Here is a 20,142-nt window from a genome sequence, read left to right on the forward strand (position 1 = left end):
TCTGTAGGCTGTGCACATGACGGCGCCGCAGATCTATGTCACTTTCCCCGGCACAGCGCGCGAAGCGCTCGGCTTCTACGCGGACGTATTCAGTGGAGAGCTCTCCCTGCACACCTACGAGGACTTCGGTCGCAGCGACGGCCCGCCACATGCCATAGCTCACGGAGTGCTCGACGGCGTCGTTGCTTTGGCGGGAGCCGATGCAGCAGCAGGCGAGAAGAGTGTCCGGCTTGAAGGCGTCATGCTCTCGTTGCTGGGGACCGCCGAACCGGACGTCCTCCATGAGTGGTTCGACAAACTCGCAGTTGGCGGCCAGGTCGTCGACGACCTTGCCCCAAAGCCCTGGGGCGCTTCGGATGGCCAGGTCATCGACCGTCATGGACTCCACTGGCTCGTCGGCTACGAACCTGGGCGATGAGTGACACGTAGCTGCTCGCCCAGCCGGCAAGCGAGCGCCGGCATGTGCTCCGAGCGGTCGACGGGCTGGCGGAGAACGCGATGCATCGCGCAACCGTCCAGGCTAGAGGTCTCCCCACCCCCGCGGGGCCGTGCCGCCACCGATCCGGGGGAGCGGATACCGCAGCGTGTAGCCATGTTCGACGCCCCAGTCCGTCGCTGCTGCCTCGAGGCTGGGGCGCCCACAGTTGAGATAAAACTCGGCCAGTGGCAGGTCGCCAAACGTCTGCAGCGCCCGGATGAGGTCCGGCTCGGTGCTGGACTGGCCTAGTCCGATGATCCCGTACGCGATGCCCACCGTCGATTGCGACTGAAGCCGCGGCAGGAGACTCTCGACGTGGCTGCGGAAGATTTTGGCGAGGGCCTCGGCGGCACGACGCCGGACGAACTCGGGTTCGATCGTTTCTCTCGTGGAGCTCCGGTAGTTGGCCAACCTTTCGACGAGGTATGTCTCGGCGCGCGAGTCCCCGACTTCGCCGAGCACAACAACTGCGAGTTCGGCTTGGGGTTCGGCGCCGACGCCGGCCAGGGCCAGGAGCGGATCTACTGCCGCGTTCCCGATCGCGATGAGTGCATCGTCGGCGGACTGGAAGTCGAGACAGACGTCCGTCACGTCGTAGGTGTCGTCATCTCTCAGTTTCCGGTCAAATCCTTCGCACTCGTCTGCCATTGCATCGAGGAGCGGCTCGACGGCCCGGGGATCGCCGATCTGTCCAAGCGCCGAGGCCATGCAGTCTTCTGCGGGACAGGACAGGGCGTCGATGAGGACGTCCACTGCGGCCTCCGCCTTGCGCAGGCCCAGGGCGGAGGCGGCATCGCAAGCGGGGCCCTTGCCGCGGACCTCGTCATACTCCCCGCCCTGCACGGTGGAGATGAGCTCTTCCGTGTTCATGTCGACATAGCGCGGGCTGAGGCACCCACTCAACGCGACCGCGACGAACGTCACCGCAAGCGCCGTGATGAACATGCGTCCAACCGTTCGCCTGTCGGCAGATACGATCACATCACCTCCGGGTCGCTGTCACGATATCCGCGGGAGGGCGGTTTGAGAAGGGACGAACGACCGCCAGTGAGCCGGATGCTCGCCGGCCACCTCGCCCCCGCCCTTGCCGCACTTTCCCCGCGCGATCAGGAGCTGGTCACCCTCGTTGTCTGGGAGGGCCCGACCATCGCTCAGGCGGCGACGGTGCTCGGCATTCGAGCGGATGCCGCCCGCGCACGGTACTCCCGAGCGCGCCGCACCCTCCGCTCACACTTGGGCACCTGGGCCTGAACGCATGTATCGAGGGCAATCCGGGGCGGGCGCTCGGCGCCGGCCCCGGATCGATGGACCCGTTCTAGAGGTGCTGAGGCGCCTCGGAGAGCACGCCGTGCAGAATTTCGCCGATTTCGCGGAACTCGGCCGGGCCGATGGTCAGCGGCGGAGCGAGCTGAATGACGGGGTCGCCCCGGTCGTCGGCGCGGCAGTACAGCCCGGCCTCGAACAGCGCCTTGGACAGGTAGCCGCGCAAGAGACGCTCGGACTCGTCGTCGTTGAACGTCTCCTTGGTGCCCTTGTCCTTGACCAGCTCGATGCCGAAGAAGTAACCCTCGCCGCGAACGTCGCCGACGATCGGCAGGTCCAGCAGCTGCTCCAGCTCCGCGCGGAAGATCGGCGAGTTCTCGCGCACGTTCTCGTTGAGCTTCTCCTCCTCGAAGATGTCGAGGTTGGCCAGCGCCACGGCGGAGGACACCGGGTGCCCGCCGAAGGTGTAGCCGTGGTAGAACGCCGTGTCGCCGTGCTTGAACGGTTCGTAGATCCGCTCGCTCACGATCGTCGCGCCGATCGGCGAGTAGCCGCTCGTCATGCCCTTGGCGCAGGTGATCATGTCCGGCTCGATACCGAAGGTCGTCGAGGCGAACATGTTGCCGATGCGACCGAACGCGGTGATGACCTCGTCGGCCACGAGCAGCACGTCATACTGGTCGCAGATTTCGCGAACCCGCTTGAAGTATCCGGGAGGGGCGGTGAAGCAGCCGCCCGAGTTCTGCACGGGTTCCAGGAACACGGCGGCGACCGTCTCCGGGCCCTCGAACTGGATCATCTCTTCGATCCGGTTGGCCGCCCACAGGCCGAAGGCCTCGAGGTCATGGCCGAGGCCGGAACCCATCTCGTCCGCCCGGTAGAAGTTGGTGTTCGGCACACGGAATCCGCCCGGGGTGACCGGCTCGAACATTTCCTTCATGGCCGGGATGCCGGTGATGGCCAGCGCGCCCTGCGGGGTGCCGTGGTAGGCGACGGCCCGCGAGATGACCTTGTGCTTGGTGGGGCGGCCCTGCAGCTTCCAGTAGTACTTGGCCAGCTTGAAGGCCGTCTCGACGGCTTCACCGCCGCCGGTGGAGAAGAAGACCCGGTTCAGGTCGCCCGGCGCGTAGGCGGCCAGGCGGTCGGCGAGCTCGATCGCCGACGGGTGCGCGTAGGACCAGATCGGGAAGAACGCCAGTTCCTCGGCCTGCTTGGCGGCGACCTCGGCGAGGCGCTTGCGGCCGTGGCCGGCATTGACGACGAACAGCCCGCTCAGGCCGTCGATGTATTTCTTGCCGGTGGAGTCCCAGATGTGGTGGCCCTGGCCCTTGGTGATGATCGGCACACCGGCGCCGGACTCCATCACGGACTGGCGCGAGAAGTGCATCCAGAGGTGGTCTTTCGCCTTCTGCTGCATCGACGCGTTGTCGGCGTCGCTGTACTCGCCCGGCGCCAGTGCCGAAGCGGGGATGTGAGAGTGGTGGTGGGCCGGAACGGCCTGTTCTGACATGGTCATTTTTTATCGCGTTCCCCAGTTGTACAACTGTTTGTGGAGTTTGAGGTAGACAAAGGTTTCGGTTGAGGTGACGCCCTTGAGATTTCGGATCTGCGAATTGAGCAGATTTATCAGCTCCTCGTCGTCTTCGCAGACGACCTCGACCAGGATGTCGAACGATCCAGCCGTGAGGACGACGTAGTCCACGGATGGGATGGCGGCCAGGGTGTCGGCGAGTTCCCTCGCGTCGCCCGTGGCCCTGATGCCGATCATGGCCTGGCGGTAGAAGCCGAGCTGCATCGGGTCGGTCACGGCGACGACCTGCATGACGCCGGCATCCGTTAGTTTCTGAACCCGCTGGCGCACCGCGGCTTCGCTCAGGCCCACGGCCTTGCCGATCTCGGCATAGGAGCGGCGTCCGTCGACCTGCAGCTGCTCGATGATCTTCTTGGAGACATCGTCCAGTTGCGCCGGCTTCCCGCCCACTCCGCGTCCATTTGGGTTCATGACATCGATTGTGTCAGTGAAACGGCCCCTCGGCAAGCGAATCCGCAGCTTGGCGACCAATATGCTGCGGAATCCAAGTATTTCGCCTGCCGCGCGCTCCGCTCCGCCGGATAAGCTGGAGCCGATGGAGCGGCCCGGCCGCCCCGCCGGCCATCACCCAGGGAGTCCAGGAGCCATGAGCGTTCGCGAACTACGCAATTTCGTCAACGGTGAGTACGTTGACTCGAGGTCCGAGGCGCGCCTGGATCTGATCGATCCCGCGACGGAGGCCGTCTACGCGACCAGCCCCGTGTCCAATGCGGCCGACGTCGACGACGCCTACACGGCGGCGTCCAGCGCGTTCGAGCAGTGGGGGGAGTCGACTCCGGCGGAGCGCCAGCTCGCCCTCTTCCGCATCGCCGACGCGATGGAGGCCAGGGCCGACGAGTTCGCCGACGCGGAGTCGCGTGACACCGGCAAACCGCGCGCCTCCCTCGTCCAGGACGAGATCCTGCTCTCCGTCGACCAGATCCGCTTCTTCGCCGGCGCCGCACGGAACCTCGAGGGCCGCTCGGCCGGCGAGTACATGAAGGACCACACGTCCTTCATCCGGCGGGAGCCGATCGGCGTCGTCGGGCAGGTCACGCCCTGGAACTATCCGCTCAATATGGCCGTGTGGAAATTCGCCCCGGCGCTCGCCGCCGGCAACACGAGCGTGCTCAAGCCCTCCGACACCACGCCCAGCGCGACGCTGCTGCTCGCCGAGGTCGCCGCGGAGTTCCTCCCGAAGGGGGTGCTCAACGTCATCACCGGCGACCGCGGCACGGGCGCGGCGATGATCGACCACAAGACGCCGCAACTGGTCTCGATCACGGGATCCGTCCGCGCCGGCATGGAGGTGGCGAAGGCCGCCGCGAACGACCTCAAGCGAGTCCACCTCGAGCTCGGCGGAAAGGCCCCCGTGATCGTGTTCGACGACGCCGATATTCCGCTGGCCGTCGCCGGCATCGTCGCCGCCGGGTTCTTCAACGCCGGACAGGACTGCACGGCGGCGACGCGCCTGCTCGTGCAGGAGGGAATCCACGACGAGTTCGTCTCCGCACTCAGCGCCTACGCCAGGGAGAACGCGACCACCGGGGCGCCGGGCGATGAGAGCATCCTCTTCGGCCCGGTGAACAATGCCAACCAGCTCGCCCAGGTTTCCGGATTCATCGACCGGCTGCCCGACCACGCCCGGATCGAACTGGGCGGCCACCGTCAGGGAGCCACGGGCTACTTCCACGAGGCGACCATCGTCAGCGGCCTTCGCCAAACGGATGAAGCCGTGCAGAACGAGATCTTCGGCCCCGTCATCACGGTGCAGAAGTTCGCCGACGAGGCGCAGGCCATGCGGTGGGCGAACGACGTGCACTACGGACTGGCGTCGTCCGTCTGGACCAGGGACCACGGCCGCGCGATGCGATTCGCCAAGGGACTCGACTTCGGTGTCGTCTGGATCAACACCCACATCCCGATCGTGGCCGAAATGCCGCACGGCGGATTCAAGCACTCCGGCTACGGTAAGGACCTGTCGATGTATGGCTTCGAGGACTACACGCGCATCAAGCACGTGATGTCCTACATCGGCGCCTAGTCACCGGACGGGACGGAGAACGATGGCACGGGTCGGGTACGGGCTGACGCCCGGGGGCAGCGGGGAGTGGACGTTCGTCGCGGGGCGGGCCTTCCTCGCCGCAGTCCCCGCCGGCACACATCCCGGAATTGTGGCGAAACTGACCGGACTGGTCTCGGAGCCACGAATCACCATCGAGGCCCTCGTCTCCCTCCTGCCGCTGGCCGGTGAAGACGCCGTCGCGAACTTCGTGGTGGTCGTGCCGGGTGACCCGACCGATAGCGACGGAATCCCGGTGTCCGCAGTCGTGCGGGGCCGGATCGCGGTCGACGTATTCTCGGTGGGCGGCTCTCGACGGTTCACCGACCGGGACATCCGCCCCTGGCTCCTCGCCGACTTCCGATCCGTGATCGGCCTGGTGATCGGTTCCCCGCTGGCCGACGTGGTGCCTGCGAGCCGGCTGGATTCCGGCCGGACGGTCGAACTGGGGGCAATCGCGGCCGACACGCTGCTCTGGTCGCTGGCGGCACTCGCACGCGAGGACGATGACACGATCATCCGCGGGCCGGCACCGCTCCCGGTTCCCGCCCCGGCACCGCTCCCGGTTCACGCCCCGGCACCGCTCCCGGTTCCCGTTCCGGCACCGCTTTCGTTGGCGGACGCGGACACCGTTGTCCGGCCACCACAGGCCGCACAGGACACCGTCATCGCCCGGCGCCGGGAACGGCGTGAACGGCGGCCGGCTGCCGAGGCCGCCCCGCTCGCCCGCGGGACCCACTACGGTTTCCGGCTCCCGGACGGCGAGGAGCGCCGACTGGATGCCGTCTACTTCCTCGGCCGCCGACCGCGGTCGCCGCGCATCACCGGCGGCCCCCTGCCCCGGCTGGTCACGGTCACCTCGCCCACGTCCGCCGTCTCCGCGACGCACCTCGAAATCCGGCAGGAGGGCGACACCGTCGTGGTGACCGACCTCAACTCCACCAACGGGACATTGGTGAATCCGCCGCGCGGAAAGATCGGAAGAAGCCAGCGGCTGGCCCCGGGACAGTCCCTGGCGGTCGCCCCGGGTACGACGGTCGACATCGGGGACGGTAATATCGTCGAAGTCCTCCCCGCGAGCGAGCGTTAGCCGTTCTCCACCACCATCAGACCGAATTCGGAAGGCACCACGCGTGACCCAGATAGGTCAAGGCTCGCCCCGGCACACGGTTTCCCTGCCCACCAGCCACACAAGCGTGACCCTGGCGTGGGCGGCAGTCACCGACACCGGGCACCGCCGCGAGGTCAACGAGGACAGCCTCCTCTCCCAAGCGCCCATTTTCGCGGTCGCCGACGGCATGGGAGGTCACTCCGCGGGTGACGTTGCCAGCGCGGCCGTCGTGACCAGGCTCGCCGAGCTCGCCGGCGCGACCGACCCCGACGCCGAATCCATCGCGCGTCTGCTCAGTCTTGCCGTCGAGGACATGGCCTCGGGCGCCGGTGTGACCGACAACGGCACCGGCACGACGGTGACCGGAGCGGCCCTGGCGGTCGTCGCCGGAGAGCCGCAGTGGATCATCTTCAACATCGGCGATTCGCGCGTCTACCAGCTCGGCAGCGGCGTCCTCGAGCAGGTGACAACCGACCACTCGGTCGTGCAGGAGCTCGTCGACGCGGGGAAGATCACCCGTGAAGAGGCCGACGTGCACCCCCACGGCAACGTCATCACCCGCGCGGTCGGCTTCCATGAGCCGCCCATCCCCGACTACCGGATCGTTCCGGCGAGGCCGGGAATGCGCCTGCTGGTCTGCTCCGACGGGCTCACCAAAGAGCTCACGGCCTACGGCATCCGTCACTACCTCATGTCCAATCCCAACCCGGATGACGCGGCCGGTGCGCTGCTCGGCGCCGCCCTCGAGAACGGCGGTCGTGACAACGTCACCGTGATCGTTCTCGATGTCATCGAGGTGCTCGATCTGCCGGCCGACCAGGCGGAGGACCGTCCCCCGACTTGGGGGTAACCCAGTCCGGTTAAGGCCGCCGCCGCGCCCCAATGGGCCGGTTGGGGCTGCCTACAATTGGGGAACGCCCGCCGCACGCCGGGGTCACGAGTAGGCGGGGAGGCGAGAAAATGGCACGACGACTGCCATCCGCGCCGCCGAATCTGCCGGGCTTTTCCTACCTGCGGGTGCTCGGATCCGGCGGGTTCGCCGACGTTTTCCTTTACGAGCAGAACATGCCCAGGCGCCAGGTGGCGGTGAAGGTGCTGCTCGCGGCAGTCGTCAACGACCAGGTTCGGCAGCTGTTCCAGGCCGAGGCGAACGTGATGGCCCAGCTCAGCTCCCACCCGTCGATCCTCACGGTCTTCCAGGCCGGCCTCTCTGCCGACGGGCGACCGTATCTGGTGATGGAGTACTGCTCGGGAGCCCTCAGCCGGCGCTTTCGCGACGAGCCCCTCTCGGTCCCCGACGCGCTGCGGATCGGGATCAAGATCGCCAGCGCCGTCGAGACCGCCCACCGCTTCGGGATCCTGCACCGCGACATCAAGCCGTCGAACATCCTGGTCACCGCCTATGGCCACCCCGTCCTGTCCGACTTCGGCATTGCGGCCACCCTGGGCGAGGCGGAGTCATCGGACGCTGTGGGCCTCTCGATCCCGTGGTCGGCCCCCGAGGTGCTGCTCGACGAGAGTTCGGGGTCAGTGTCCGCCGAGGTCTGGTCTCTCGGGGCGACCGTCTATTCGCTGCTGGCCGGGCGCTCCCCATTCGAGCAGCCCGGTGCCGACAACAGCTCCGCGGCACTGATGTCCCGCATCGCACAGGGAAAAGTCCCCGCCATCAATCGCGCGGATGTTCCGGCCCGGCTCGAAATCGTCCTCGACCGGGCGATGTCCCGGCGACCGGGTTCCCGGCAGCGCACCGTGCTCGAATTCATTCGGGAGTTGCAGTCGGTCGAGGCCGACCTGGGGCTGGCGCAGACGCCGCTCGAGGTGGCCATGGACGACTGGGCCGCCGCGACCCTGGCCGACCCGGACGACAAGACGCGCGTCAGCGGCGTCAACTCCATCGACCCGCATGCGGCCCGTCGCCGGCGCAAGCCGCCGACCGGCCCCGGCTCGAGGGGCGAACCGCAGCTCCTGCACAGCCGCAGCACACCCGGTGCCTCCCAGACGCGCATCCACCGCAGGGGAGGGCGCGGGCGCATGATGTGGGCGCTGATGGCCGCATCCCTGCTCACTGTGGGGCTCTCCGCCACGGCGGCGGCGCTCCTGGTTCAACGGAACGCCGCCGACATACCGGTCGTCAGCGAGATCGCCGGCCGGTTGCGCTCCGGCACGGTCGTCTTCACCTGGTCCGACGCCGGCCTGCGCCCCGGCGACAACTACGTCGTGACGCTGCGCACGGGCGAGGAGAGCAGGCAGAAGGGCACGGAGTTCAGCGTTGACGCGACCGGGCGGGCGAACGTCTGCCTCACCGTCACGGTCAACCGCGAAGGCAAACCGGGCGAGCCCAGCGGTGAAAAGTGCGTGGAAACCGCCGAAGGAGCCCCGTGATCGCGGGGTGGCTGGCCACCCACCGCTCCCTGGTCGCCACGGCAACGAGCGGGACGGTTGTGGCGGCGCTGATCGCCGGGATTGCCGTGGTTTCGGGCGGCTACACGGCCCAGCGGATGGACCTGGGCGACGCGGCCGTCTGGGTGACCAATGAGTCCCGCCAGGTCGTCGGGCGGGCCAACACCGCCGTGCGGGAATTGAACACCGTGGTGCAGTCGGGCAGTTCCAGCCTGGACGTGCGCCAGCAGGGCGCGACCGTGCTGGTGATCGACCGTGGCAACAGCTCGCTGGACATCATCGATCCGGCGACGGCCACCGTCGCCGAGAGCGTTCCCCTGCCGCCGGTGGAACCGTCGGTTTACCTCGCCGAGGACCGCGCGGTCATCACCTCCGAGGGCAACATGTGGAACCTGGAGGCCGCCGCGCTCGCCGACTTCGACAGCCTCGCGGAGCCGACGCTCGCGCTCGGCGCCGGTTCGGTCACCAGCATGGACGCAGACGGCGTGTTTTTCGCGTTCACGCCGGCGACGGGCGACCTGTCGCGGGTCGACACCACCCAGGGCGACGCGGTTGTCTCCACGGTGTCCCTGCAGGCCGGCGCCCGGGAAGACGGCTACCAGCTGACCAGCGTCGGTGGGCGCTGGGCTCTCCTCAACGAGGCGACGAGGCAGCTGTACCTGCCAGGGCAGATGGTCGACCTGTCCGCGGAGATCGCCGTCGCCGATGGTCCCCTGCTGCAACAGGCGGCGGTAACCGGAGACCGCGTCCTCGTCGCCCACCGGGGAGGGCTCCTCGGTGTCCCGGTGTCGGGAGGGCAGCCTTCCGTCCTGGTCACCGGGCGCACCGGCGACGCCGCGGCACCGGCCTCGGCCGGAAAGTGCTCCCATGCAGCCTGGGGCGACGGCACGGTCTGGCAGTCCTGCACCGGCCAGGCCCGAAAAGGTGCCATGGAAACACTCGCGGGGGTTGCCGGCGACGCCCGGCTGGGATTCCGAGTGAACGGTTCGGCCGTGCTCCTCAACGACGCCCGCAACGGTGCGGCCTGGGCCGTCCAGCAGGACAACGAGCTCATCGACAACTGGGATGAGCTGATCGAAACGGTGCGGGACCAGCAGCGGGTCGAAGACACGGATGACGACAGCGCGCCCGAATTCGAGAAGACGCAGGTTCCGCCGGTGGCCCTCGACGACGCCTTCGGCGCCCGACCCGGTCGGGCCGTCACCCTGCCGGTCCTGCTCAACGACTACGACCCCAACGGCGACGTGCTCGTGATTGCCTCACTCAGCCGGATCCCGGACGACGCCGGCCGACTCGAACTGATCGGCAACAACCAGCAGGTGCAGCTGACCCTGCCGCCCACCGCGGCCGGTCGGCTGAGCTTTGGTTACACCGTCAACGACGGACGCGGGGGTGTCGCGTCGGCGACCGTCACGGTGGCGGTCAGGGCGGAGGGGGAGAACTCGCCGCCCGCGCAGGCCAGGCCGACCCGGGCGACGGTGCAGCTGGGCGGGCGCGTGACCAGCCAGGTGCTCGGCGACTGGATCGACCCGGACGGCGATCCGTTCTACCTCACCTCGGCGACAGCACCCCCTCCGGACCAGGCGAGCTTCACCCCGGAGGGGTCGGTGATCTACACGGACGCCGGCGGCGGAGGCGAGCTCAAGCAGGTCGGCCTGGTCGTCTCGGACGGGCGGCTGGCCGGCGCCGGAACGATGGCCGTGACGGTTCGTCCGGCCGGAGCCGTTCCCATCATCGCCGAGCCGTTCGTCGTGCTGGCCGCCGCGGGCCGGGAGATGACCGTGTCCCCGCTGCTCCATGTGCGCGGGGGATCCGGCCCGCTTCGCCTGAGCAGCGTCCCGGCCAAACCGGACGTCACCGTGACCCCGTCCTTCGACGGCGGCACGTTCCGTTTCACCAGCAACGTCGTCGGCACCCATGAGGTCGAATACGCGGTGACGGACGGTCGAACCACGGCGACAGGCAGGGTGCGCGTTGAGGTCGTTCCCGCGCCGGAGTCGAACACCAAACCCGTCACGGTGCCGCACACGGCGTTCATCCGCGGCCGTCAGTCGACCGTCGTCGACGTGCTCGCCACCGATTTCGACCCCGCCGGCGGGGTGCTGCTCGTCACCGGAACGATGGACGTGGCCCCGGCCAGCGGTCTCCGGGTCGAGATCCTCGACCAGCATCTGCTGCGGCTCACGCTCACGAAACCACTCGACGCCGGTCAGGTGACATTCGGCTACCGGGTGAGCAACGGCCTGGCCGAGGCCGAGGGGACGGTGACCGTCGTCGAGATCGCGGAGCCGGCGCGCAAGCAGGCCCCCATCGCCACGGCGGACACCATCTCGGTGCGGGTCGGCGACGCCATCGATATCCCGGTTCTCGCCAACGACGAGCACCCGGACGGCGAAGTCCTCACCCTGGATCCCGCGCTCGCCGCGGGCCTGCCTCGCGGAGCCGGCGTGCTGTTCGCCTCGGGCACCGTGCTGCGCTATCTGGCACCGACCATGGCCGGCAACTTCACCGCCGTGTACCGCGTCAATGCGCCGGACGGCCAGTTCGCCAACGCCGAGGTGAGCATCTCCGTGCGCGAAGCCGACGAGGAATCCAACAACCCGCCGGTGCCGAAAACCGTGATCGCCCGTGTCCTCGCGGGGAACACGGTGCGGATCCCGATTCCGCTCTCGGGAATCGACCCCGACGGCGACTCGGTCCAGCTGCTCGGCCAGGACACCAACCCCGAGAAGGGCTCGGTCGCAACCGGCGGCTCCGATTCGATTGAATACACGTCCGGGGAATACTCGACCGGCACGGACACCTTCACCTACTCGGTCGTCGACGCCCTCGGCGCCCGGGCGAGTGGGACGATCCGGGTGGGAATCAGCCCGCGCCTGGACGGTGCACGGAACCCCGTCGCGGCCCCCGATGAAGTCACGGTGCGGCCCGGCAGCACCGTTTCGGTCCGGGTCCTGGGCAACGACTCCGACCCCGACGGCGGCGCGCTCACCATCACCGCGGTCAAGCCGAGCGGCAGCCAGGGGCAGGCGGTGGTCGACGGTGACGTCGTCTCGGTGACGGTGCCGGAGACGGAGGGCCGGTTGGGCTTCATCTACGAGATCCGCAACGAGCGGGGCGGCACAAGCTCGAACTTCCTCACCGTCGTGGTGCGGGCGGACGCGCCGCTGTCGCGGCCGGAGGCCAGCGACACCCGGCTCACGCTCTCGGACGTGCTCGACCGCACAACGATCGACGTCGATGTCCTCGCGAACGTCTTCTTCGCCGACGCTGCGGCCCGCAAGCTGGACGTATCGGTCGTGCCCGGGTTCGGCCGGGACGCCCGGGTGACGAGCGCCAAACGCATCCGGGTGAGCATCGGCAATGACAGCCGGATCATCCCGTTCGCCGTCAGCCACCCCGACGACCCCGAGCTCGTCTCCCACGCGTTCATCTGGGTTCCCGGCTACGACGACGCGCTCCCGCAATTGCGCAGGGGGGCACCGGCGCTCAGTATCCCGAGCGAGTCGACGCTCATGATCGACATCAACGACTACGTCGTCGCGGTCGGCGGGAAGCGCGTGAAGCTCACCGACCGCACCACGGTGCAGGCGACGCACTCAGACGGGGCGAGCCTGGTGTCGGGCGACCGCCGCCTTGCCTTCACCAGCGCCGACAAGTACTACGGCCCCGCGTCTATCTCCTTCGAGGTGACCGACGGGTCCGACGCGAAAGACCCCGCAGCTCGCACGTCCACCATCGTCCTGCCGATCACGGTCACGCCGCGCACGAACCAGCCGCCCGCCTTCGACGGCGCCGACATCGACATCGAGCCGGACGAGACCAAGGTCATCGACCTCGGCAAACTCACCGCCTACCCCTACCCGGACGACCGGGCAGAGCTCGCCTACACGGTGCTCGAACCCAAACCCACGGGTTTCAGCTATTCCATCGATGGTCAGCTGCTCACCGTGCGTGCCGCGCTGAAGACGCGCAAGGGCGCCCGGAGCGCGCTCACCATCGGGGTCCGGGACGACCTCAGCGCCGGCAAGGCCGGCCGGATCGATGTGCGCGTTGTCGGTTCGACCAGGCCGATCGCCGTTCCGGCGCCGGATGCGGCGATCGCCCCGCGCGGCCGGACCACCGTCGTCGACGTGCTCGCGAACGACGGCGCGACCAACCCGTTCCCGGCGACCCCGCTGACCGTGGTCGGGGTGCGCGGCCTGGATCGCGCCTCGCTCCCGGCCGGCGTCTCGATCACCCGGAGCGCCGACAGCAGCCGCCTCGCGGTGACCGTGTCCGACACGGCCGCGCCCGTCGACACGAACCTCGAATACCAGGTGGCCGATGCGACGGGCGACCCGGACCGCTTCGCCTGGGGCACGGTGCGGATTTCCGTGCAGGACAAGGCAGACCCGGTCACGAACCTGCGCGTGACCGGATTCGGCGACCAGAAACTGTCCGTCTCCTTCAACGCCGGGGCGTCCAACAACTCGCCGATTTCCGGCTACGAGGTGACCCTGACCGACGTTGGTTCCGGCGCATCGGTGGGCACCGTCCTGTGCGCCTCGACCGCGTGTGAGATCCCCACGCCGGGCAACGGCCAGTCACGCGCCGTGCGCGTCTCCGTCGCGGCCCGTAACGGCATGGGCCTGTCCGTGCCTACCTCCCTGGCCGACCCGGTCTGGTCCGACGTGGTGCCGCCGGCCCCGTCCGGGCTTGCGGCCGCACCACTGGACGGCGGGCTTCGCCTCAGCTGGGACGCTGTCGGCGCCGTAGGCGGGGGCACGCCCGTCCGCGGCTACGTCGTCACCGTCGGAGGCACACCCCAGGGCGAAGTGAGCGCCACGGGACCGCAATGCGACGCGTCTTCCTGCAGCATCGACGTGGCCGGCCTCAGCAACGGCGCGGATGTCGCCTACACAGTCAGCGCGCGGAACGAGGCGTACCCCGCGCTCTCCACCTGGGCCAGTTCGGCCGGCACGGGGCGTCCCTTCGGCCCGGCTCGAGCCGGCGGGATCTCGGCGAGCGGCTCCGACTCCGACGGAACCGTGATCGTCTCCTGGGACGCGTTCGAGGGCAGGGGCGACCCCATCGACGGATACATCGTGCAGCGGCTCAGCAGCGATATCGTGCCCACGGGCGCGCAGGCGTGCTCGGTGAGCGCCCCGGCGCCCGGTCGCCTCGACCCTCCGCAGACCGGCGGGGCGGTCGAGGAGCAGGTCGCCGTGTCCGCCGGAACCCGTTCCGTTTCCTTCGACAACCTGCTCGCAGCCAACGCCACCTACGACTTCATCGTCTGGGGCTACAACCGGGCAGGCTGTGCGCACACCCCGGTGGCGACCGTGCGGGTGCGCGAGGCCCCGGGAGCGATCACCGATGTGCGCGGGGCGATGGAGCAGCGCGAAGACGCCTGGGACTACCGCGTTACCCGCGTGAGCCCCTCCGCGGGCGTCGACCACTACAACATCCGCGCCGCCGACGGGACCGGACCGACCGTGCGATTCGAGGGAGTCGGCTGGCCGCGGGAGCTCCTGGGTCGCCCGTTCGGCGAAACCGTCGCCTTCCAGCTCCAGGCCTGCGCTCCGTGGGGCGGCTGCGGTGAGTGGTCGTCGATGTGGGCCGCGCCGGAGGAATCGGTCAGTTTCGCCGTGACCGGCCTGGCCTACGACGAAGCCGGGGGAGTCTTCAGCTGGACCAACGGCCCGGACAACGGGCCCGCTCTGCCGGCCGGCTACCGGTGTTCCGTTCCCGGGGATGCCACGGTGCCGGTGACGGATGCCGACTCACCGAACACCTGCACCCTGCCGAGCCCGGCGCCGCCAGCCGGTACAGTACGCCTGACGGTGACAGTCCCGATCGACGGCACCGACCGAAGCTACACCTACGACCGATGAGCACCAACGCGATCAGCACCGCCGCGACGAGCACCAACGAAAGAGACCCCGCAATGACGATGACCCCCGAGCAGGCCACCCAGTTCGCCGAGGTCTTCGACCGGATGGTGCGCGGGGTCGAGCAAGTGCTGCTCGGCAAATCCCACGTCATCCGCCTGTCGTTCACGGCGCTGCTCAGCGAAGGGCACCTGCTCCTCGAGGACGTGCCGGGCACGGGCAAGACCTCCCTCGCGCGCGCGATCGCGCAGAGCGTACGCGGCACGAGCAACCGGGTTCAATTCACGCCCGACCTGCTGCCGAGCGACATCACCGGCGTGAGCATCTACGACCAGCGGAGCGGTTCCTTCGACTTCCACCGCGGACCGGTGTTCGCCAACATCGTCCTGGCCGACGAGATCAACCGGGCCAGCCCCAAGACGCAGGCCGCACTTCTCGAAGTGATGGAGGAGGGACAGGTCACCGCGGACGGGGTCACGCACCCCGTGGCTGCCCCGTTCATGGTCATCGCCACCCAGAACCCGATCGAGCAGGCGGGCACTTACCGGCTGCCGGAGGCCCAGCTCGACCGGTTCATTATGAAGTCGTCGATCGGCTACCCCGACCACGCGTCCACGATCCGGATCCTCGAAGGGTCCGACAAGCGCGCCCACGACGTCGTGGTTCCGCCCGTGCTGTCGGCAGCCACCGTCGTCGAGCTCGCCGCGCTGGCGCGCACGGTGCATGTGGACGCGACGATCAACGACTACGTCGCCCGGCTCGTCGACGCCACCCGCAACGCGACCGAGGTGCGCCTCGGTGCCAGCGTGCGCGCCGCGCTCGCCCTCATCCGCACGGCCAAAACGCTGGCCGCGGCCAACGGCAGGCACTACGTGATCCCGGACGATGTGAAGGAGCTGGCCGAACCGGTGCTGGCGCACCGCCTCCTGCTCGACCCGGAGGCCGAATTCGACGGTGTCACCCCGTCGAGTGTGATCGCGCAGATCCTGATCGAGACCCCGCCGCCCGGAGACAGGCAGCTCGTGTGAGCCAGGCCGTCGCTGTTCCCCGGGACGGCCGCCTGGCCGACTCCATCGCGCGGACGGTCGGCGCCGCACGCGTCGCGGGGGTGCGCCTTCGAGCGGTTGCGGAGCTCTTCGGCTCGGTGGTCACCCCGCTGGGCTGGAGCATCCTCGCCGTTGTCGTGCTCTGCTTCGTCGCCGGCTACTCCCTCGGCTGGACCGAACTGGTCGCCGTCGGCTGGGCCGGGCTCGTGCTCATCGGCGCGGCCTCCGGCTACCTGATCGGGCGCACCGCTTACGTGATCTCCCTGGCCATGCCGGTCGACCGCGTGGTCGTGGGCGACCGCGTTCCCGGCCAGGTGGTCGTGCACAATCCGACCAGGCGGCGCCTCCCCGGTGTGCACGTCGAGGTGCCCGTCGGCGCCGGGCTGGCCGAATTCGCGATGCCCGGCCTGGCCAGGGATTCCAGCTTCGACGACGTGTTCATCGTTCCCACCAGGCGCCGCGGAGTGATCCCGGTCGGCCCCGTCCGAACGGTGCGCGCCGACCCCATCGGCCTGGTGCGCAAGGAGCGCGTCTGGGCCGAACGGATCGAACTGTTCGTGCACCCGCGGACCATCTCCATCCCCAGCATGAGCACGGGGTTCATCCGGGACCTCGAAGGCAATCCGACCAAAGACCTCACCAGCAGCGACGTGTCGTTTCACGCGTTGCGTGAGTATGTCCGCGGCGACGAGCGCCGCAACATCCACTGGAAAAGCACCGCCAAGACCGGGACCTACATGGTGCGCCAGTTCGAGGAGACGCGTCGCAGCCACCTGATGGTCGCCCTCAGCCTGGCCGAATCCGACTACGCGACCGACGACGACTTCGAGATGGCCGTCAGCGTGGCCGGATCGCTCGGTGTGCGCGCCATCCGCGACGGGCGGACCGTGTCCGTCGTCGCGGGAGACAAGACCGCGGCGTCCGGCCGGAGCCGGGGGCCGGCGCTCCGCACGCTGAGCACGCTCACCCGAACTCGCCTGCTCGATGACCTGAGCCGAGTGGAGACGTCGCCGAGGGCGCTTGCCCTGGCCGGACTGGCTCGGGCCGCTGCCGAGAGCATGGCCGGCATCTCGGTTGCCTTCCTGGTCTGCGGGTCGCGGGCGACACTGGCCGAGCTCCGCGCGGCCTCGACGCGATTCCCCGCGGGGGTCGAGGTCGTCGCCGTCGTCTGCGACCCCGAGTCGGTGCCGAGCCTCCGGCGCGTCGCCGAGCTCAGCGTGCTCACCATCGGTTTTCTCGACGACCTGCAGAAGAGCCTCGCCAGGACGGCCGGAGCATGAACGCCGAGCGACCGCGCGCCGCCGGCACGCGTCCGGGCTGGGGATTCATCGCGGGAAACACCCTGGCCCTGATGGCGGCGACGGCGATGGCATCCCTCACCCTGTGGCCGGTCTACCAGAGCATCGAATTCATCGTGCTCGTGGCCGCGACCTTCGCCCTGGGCGCCGCCATCGCCATAGCCGGCGCGCGCCTGTGCTGGCCCGCCTGGCTCGTCGCGTTGGTGACCGTGGCGGTGTACCTGCTCGCCGGTGTGCCCCTGGCCATCCCCGGGCGGGCGATTGAACGCATCCTGCCGTCTGTGGACGGCCTGCTCGAGCTGCTCGCCGCCACCGCCCTCAGCTGGAAGCAGCTGGTCACGATCGTCCTGCCGGTCGGCGCGTACCAGGCCCTGCTCGTGCCCGCGTTCATCCTGGTGCTCCTGTCCACCGTGATCGGGCTCTCCGCCGCGCTGCGGTCGCGGATCGCCGAGCTCGCGTTGCTGGCGCCGATCGCCCTGTTCATCGCCGGTATCGGGCTCGGCCCCACAGCGGAGTCTTCGCCGATCGAGGGTGGCCTGGGCCTGTTCGTCGTGCTGCTCTTCTGGCTGCTGTGGGTGCACTGGCAGCGACGCCGAACCGCGGTGCGGCTCATCGCGCAACAGTCTCGCCGTACCCTCGAGTCCACCGGCGACCGGGCGCTCGCCGCCGCCCGCGGGCTGGTCAGCGCCGCGGTGATCATCGCGCTGGCCATCGCCGTCGGCACCGTCGCCGCGATCGCCGTGCCGGTCTCGGAGCCGCGGGACGTGCTGCGCGCCCGGGTGCAGCAGCCGTTCGATCCGCGCGACTATCCCAGCCCGCTCAGCGGATTCCGCGGCTACCTGCAACCGGAGCAGAGCGAGCGGGCCCTGCTCACCGTGGCCGGGCTGCCTGCGGGCGGCAGGCTCCGCGTCGCGACCCTCGACAGCTACGACGGGATCGTCTACTCGGTCGGAAGCGACACAGTCCGCAGCGCCTCGGGCTCGTTCACGCGCCTGCCCTACCGGATCGACCAGGGCCAGGTCGACGGCGAGCCGCTCACCCTGCGCGTGACCGTGGACGGCTACCGGGGTGTCTGGGTGCCCGGCGCCGGCGCACTCGAGCGGATTGAATTCCTCGGCTCCTCGGCGACGGCGCGTGCCGACTCGTTCTATTACAACGACAACAGCACAACGGCCGCGGTCCTCGGCGGACTGCAGGAGGGCGACAGCTACCGGAGCCGGTCGGTCCTTCCCCGCCCGGCGGCCGAACTCGCGGGTGCGCGGCCGGGCACCGAAGTCCTCTCGCCGATCAGCGTGATTCCCGACGGGATCACCCAGGCACTCGACGGGTACGTGCGAGCCGGCGACCCGCCCGGAGTGCAGCTCCAGTCGATGCTCGAGGGCCTCCGGACGACCGGTTACATCAGCCACGGCGTGAATGCGGATGAGCCCGCCAGCCGATCCGGACACGGCGCCGACCGCATCACCCAGCTGTTCGGGGACCAGCCGATGCTCGGCGATCAGGAGCAATACGCGGTCGCGGCCGCCCTGATGGCCCGGAAACTGGGATTCCCGAGCCGCGTGGTCGTCGGCTTCGTGCCGGCCAGTGCGGGCGGAGGGGAGTCGGTGACCGTCACCGGCGCCGACATATCGGCGTGGATAGAGGTGCAGACCGCCGCAGACGGATGGATCAGCATCGACCCCAATCCCGCCGTGCGGGAGGTTCCGCCCAAGCAGCCCGACGAGCCCACCGTCGTTTCCCGGCCGCAGACAGTCGTACCGCCGCCGGCCCCCGACGCTGCCGCGCCGGGAGACCTCAGCCCGCCCGAGAGCACGGTCGAGGACCCGCCGGCGCCGATGCACCCTCTGCTCGCCTTCCTGCTGGCCGCCCTGACGGCCCTCGGCTGGACCCTGCTGGGCCTGCTCATCCTGCTCGCCCCGTTCCTGGCGATCATCGCCGCCAAGCATCGACGGAGGCGGCTGCGGCGAGCCGCCGACTCGCCCGCCGACCGGATCAGCGGTGGCTGGCGGGACTTCGCCGACACCGCGACCGACTTCCGCGTTCCCGTGCCTCCTTCGGCCACCCGCACCGAGCTCGCTGAAGCGGTGGGCGGGCAGCGGTCGCTGGTACTGGCATCCGTCGTCGATCGTGCGCTCTTCTCGCCGGACGAACCGGCCCACACAGACGCCGATGCGGTGTGGGGTTCCGTGGGCGAACTGCGCGCCGCCTTCCGGGGAACCAGCAGCCGGCGGGAGCGAGTGAAGGCGCTCATCTCCGTGCGCTCCTTCGGCCGGTACTCTGGAGGAGCGTCCAAACGGACCGTGGAAGGAGCCGGATCGTGAATTGCCGGATCTGCGGGACAGAACTGCCCGGTGGCGCCATGTTCTGCGGGGAATGCGGCAGCTCAAGCACGGCCACACCGGCCACGCGCAAGAGGCCGGACCCTCGGCCCAGCGACACCACGATCATCCAGCGGCTCCCGCCGCAACCGACAGTCATCTCCGTGCCGATCGACACCGACGAGCCGATCGACACCGACGAGCCGATCGGTAACGATCTGCCGATCGACACCGACGCGCCGATCAACACTGATCTGCCGATCGACACTGACGAGCCGCCGACGGACCTGCTGTTCTCCTCGCCTCCCGCGGCGGAACCGCCGACCGAGCTGACACCCGCGACGCCGGCGGCCAGGCCCGTCGCCGAATCAGTCTCGACGAGCGCGCCGCTGTTCGAACTGCAATTCAGCACGGGGGAGCGGGCCAGGGTCGGCGGCACCGGCCTGATCGGGCGCCGACCCCTGCCGCAGCCGTCGGAGGTCTTCGACCACTTGATCCAGATTTCGGACACCGGGATGTCGGTGTCGAAGAGCCACCTCGAATTCGGGCAGCAGGACGGCGAGTTCTGGGTGAGCGACCGGTTCTCCGGCAATGGAACCATCATCCGCCGGCCCGGCGAGGCTGCTCTGCGGTGCGAACCCGGCCGCCGGTACCGGGTTCCCCGCGGCACCCGGGTGGACATCGCCGACCAGTTCTTCGTCCTGAGCTGAGCCGGCCTCCCAC

At 69.3% G+C, this 20,142-nt stretch carries 14 protein-coding genes; 11 read left to right on the plus strand and 3 right to left on the minus strand.

The window, feature by feature from the left end:
* Positions 1-16 precede the first annotated feature (16 nt).
* Positions 17-418 (plus strand): VOC family protein, encoded by a 402-nt coding sequence (locus E3T33_RS10620; protein WP_134476485.1) that lies wholly within the window; start codon positions 17-19, stop codon positions 416-418.
* Positions 419-520: 102 nt separating this feature from the next.
* Here E3T33_RS10620 and E3T33_RS10625 read toward each other — a convergent pair whose 3' ends face one another.
* The gene (locus tag E3T33_RS10625; RefSeq protein WP_134575274.1) at positions 521-1,423 is read right to left on the minus strand and encodes a HEAT repeat domain-containing protein; all 903 of its coding nucleotides are present in this window, start codon (positions 1,421-1,423) and stop codon (positions 521-523) included.
* A 111-nt stretch (positions 1,424-1,534) separates the two neighbouring features.
* Between E3T33_RS10625 and E3T33_RS10630 the strand changes: the two genes are divergently transcribed.
* Positions 1,535-1,729 carry a sigma factor-like helix-turn-helix DNA-binding protein gene (locus tag E3T33_RS10630; RefSeq protein WP_241982916.1) on the plus strand — a complete coding sequence of 65 codons (195 nt, stop codon included), beginning with the start codon at positions 1,535-1,537 and terminating at the stop codon, positions 1,727-1,729.
* Between the two features lie 64 nt (positions 1,730-1,793).
* Here E3T33_RS10630 and E3T33_RS10635 read toward each other — a convergent pair whose 3' ends face one another.
* Positions 1,794-3,251, minus strand: coding sequence for an aspartate aminotransferase family protein (locus tag E3T33_RS10635; RefSeq protein ID WP_092321728.1), 1,458 nt, complete (start codon positions 3,249-3,251; stop codon positions 1,794-1,796).
* Positions 3,252-3,260: 9 nt separating this feature from the next.
* Positions 3,261-3,743 (minus strand): Lrp/AsnC family transcriptional regulator, encoded by a 483-nt coding sequence (locus E3T33_RS10640; RefSeq protein ID WP_092321726.1) that lies wholly within the window; start codon positions 3,741-3,743, stop codon positions 3,261-3,263.
* Between the two features lie 175 nt (positions 3,744-3,918).
* Between E3T33_RS10640 and E3T33_RS10645 the strand changes: the two genes are divergently transcribed.
* The 9 genes from E3T33_RS10645 (at position 3,919) to E3T33_RS10685 (ending at position 20,129) form a co-directional block, all read left to right on the plus strand.
* A complete protein-coding gene (locus tag E3T33_RS10645; protein WP_092321631.1) occupies positions 3,919-5,355 on the plus strand; it encodes a gamma-aminobutyraldehyde dehydrogenase in 1,437 nt (478 codons plus the stop codon).
* A 22-nt stretch (positions 5,356-5,377) separates the two neighbouring features.
* Positions 5,378-6,463, plus strand: coding sequence for an FHA domain-containing protein (locus E3T33_RS10650; RefSeq protein ID WP_134575276.1), 1,086 nt, complete (start codon positions 5,378-5,380; stop codon positions 6,461-6,463).
* Positions 6,464-6,506: 43 nt separating this feature from the next.
* Positions 6,507-7,334, plus strand: coding sequence for a protein phosphatase 2C domain-containing protein (locus tag E3T33_RS10655; protein WP_092321628.1), 828 nt, complete (start codon positions 6,507-6,509; stop codon positions 7,332-7,334).
* A gap of 110 nt (positions 7,335-7,444) precedes the next feature.
* On the plus strand, positions 7,445-8,866 hold the full coding sequence (locus tag E3T33_RS10660; RefSeq protein ID WP_092321626.1) for a serine/threonine-protein kinase: 1,422 nt from the start codon (positions 7,445-7,447) through the stop codon (positions 8,864-8,866).
* Entirely contained in the window at positions 8,863-14,760 is a 5,898-nt protein-coding gene (locus E3T33_RS10665; protein ID WP_092321625.1) for an Ig-like domain-containing protein, read from the plus strand. The genes E3T33_RS10660 and E3T33_RS10665 overlap by 4 nt, the downstream gene beginning before the upstream one ends.
* Before the next feature lie 53 nt (positions 14,761-14,813).
* Positions 14,814-15,785: a MoxR family ATPase gene (locus E3T33_RS10670; RefSeq protein WP_092321724.1), complete on the plus strand. Its 972-nt coding sequence runs from the start codon at positions 14,814-14,816 to the stop codon at positions 15,783-15,785.
* Positions 15,782-17,083 (plus strand): DUF58 domain-containing protein, encoded by a 1,302-nt coding sequence (locus E3T33_RS10675; protein ID WP_092321623.1) that lies wholly within the window; start codon positions 15,782-15,784, stop codon positions 17,081-17,083. Before E3T33_RS10670 ends, E3T33_RS10675 begins: the two co-directional genes overlap by 4 nt.
* Positions 17,080-19,422 carry a transglutaminase-like domain-containing protein gene (locus tag E3T33_RS10680; RefSeq protein ID WP_092321622.1) on the plus strand — a complete coding sequence of 781 codons (2,343 nt, stop codon included), beginning with the start codon at positions 17,080-17,082 and terminating at the stop codon, positions 19,420-19,422. Before E3T33_RS10675 ends, E3T33_RS10680 begins: the two co-directional genes overlap by 4 nt.
* Positions 19,423-19,583: 161 nt before the next feature.
* Complete coding sequence (locus E3T33_RS10685; RefSeq protein ID WP_241982915.1) at positions 19,584-20,129, plus strand: FHA domain-containing protein; 546 nt, start codon at positions 19,584-19,586, stop codon at positions 20,127-20,129.
* Positions 20,130-20,142: the final 13 nt, after the last annotated feature.

Origin of the sequence: Cryobacterium sp. TMT1-2-1 (assembly GCF_004403955.1) — a bacterium.
Classification (GTDB): domain Bacteria; phylum Actinomycetota; class Actinomycetes; order Actinomycetales; family Microbacteriaceae; genus Cryobacterium; species Cryobacterium psychrotolerans.

Excerpts from the sequence above, each read along its gene's own strand:
- E3T33_RS10620 (WP_134476485.1), top strand. The coding sequence starts at position 17 with ATGACGGCGCCGCAGATCTATGTCACTTTCCCCGGCACAGCGCGCGAA.
- E3T33_RS10625 (WP_134575274.1), bottom strand. The coding sequence starts at position 1,423 with ATGTTCATCACGGCGCTTGCGGTGACGTTCGTCGCGGTCGCGTTGAGT.
- E3T33_RS10630 (WP_241982916.1), top strand. The coding sequence starts at position 1,535 with ATGCTCGCCGGCCACCTCGCCCCCGCCCTTGCCGCACTTTCCCCGCGC.
- E3T33_RS10635 (WP_092321728.1), bottom strand. The coding sequence starts at position 3,251 with ATGTCAGAACAGGCCGTTCCGGCCCACCACCACTCTCACATCCCCGCT.
- E3T33_RS10640 (WP_092321726.1), bottom strand. The coding sequence starts at position 3,743 with ATGAACCCAAATGGACGCGGAGTGGGCGGGAAGCCGGCGCAACTGGAC.
- E3T33_RS10645 (WP_092321631.1), top strand. The coding sequence starts at position 3,919 with ATGAGCGTTCGCGAACTACGCAATTTCGTCAACGGTGAGTACGTTGAC.
- E3T33_RS10650 (WP_134575276.1), top strand. The coding sequence starts at position 5,378 with ATGGCACGGGTCGGGTACGGGCTGACGCCCGGGGGCAGCGGGGAGTGG.
- E3T33_RS10660 (WP_092321626.1), top strand. The coding sequence starts at position 7,445 with ATGGCACGACGACTGCCATCCGCGCCGCCGAATCTGCCGGGCTTTTCC.
- E3T33_RS10670 (WP_092321724.1), top strand. The coding sequence starts at position 14,814 with ATGACGATGACCCCCGAGCAGGCCACCCAGTTCGCCGAGGTCTTCGAC.
- E3T33_RS10680 (WP_092321622.1), top strand. The coding sequence starts at position 17,080 with ATGAACGCCGAGCGACCGCGCGCCGCCGGCACGCGTCCGGGCTGGGGA.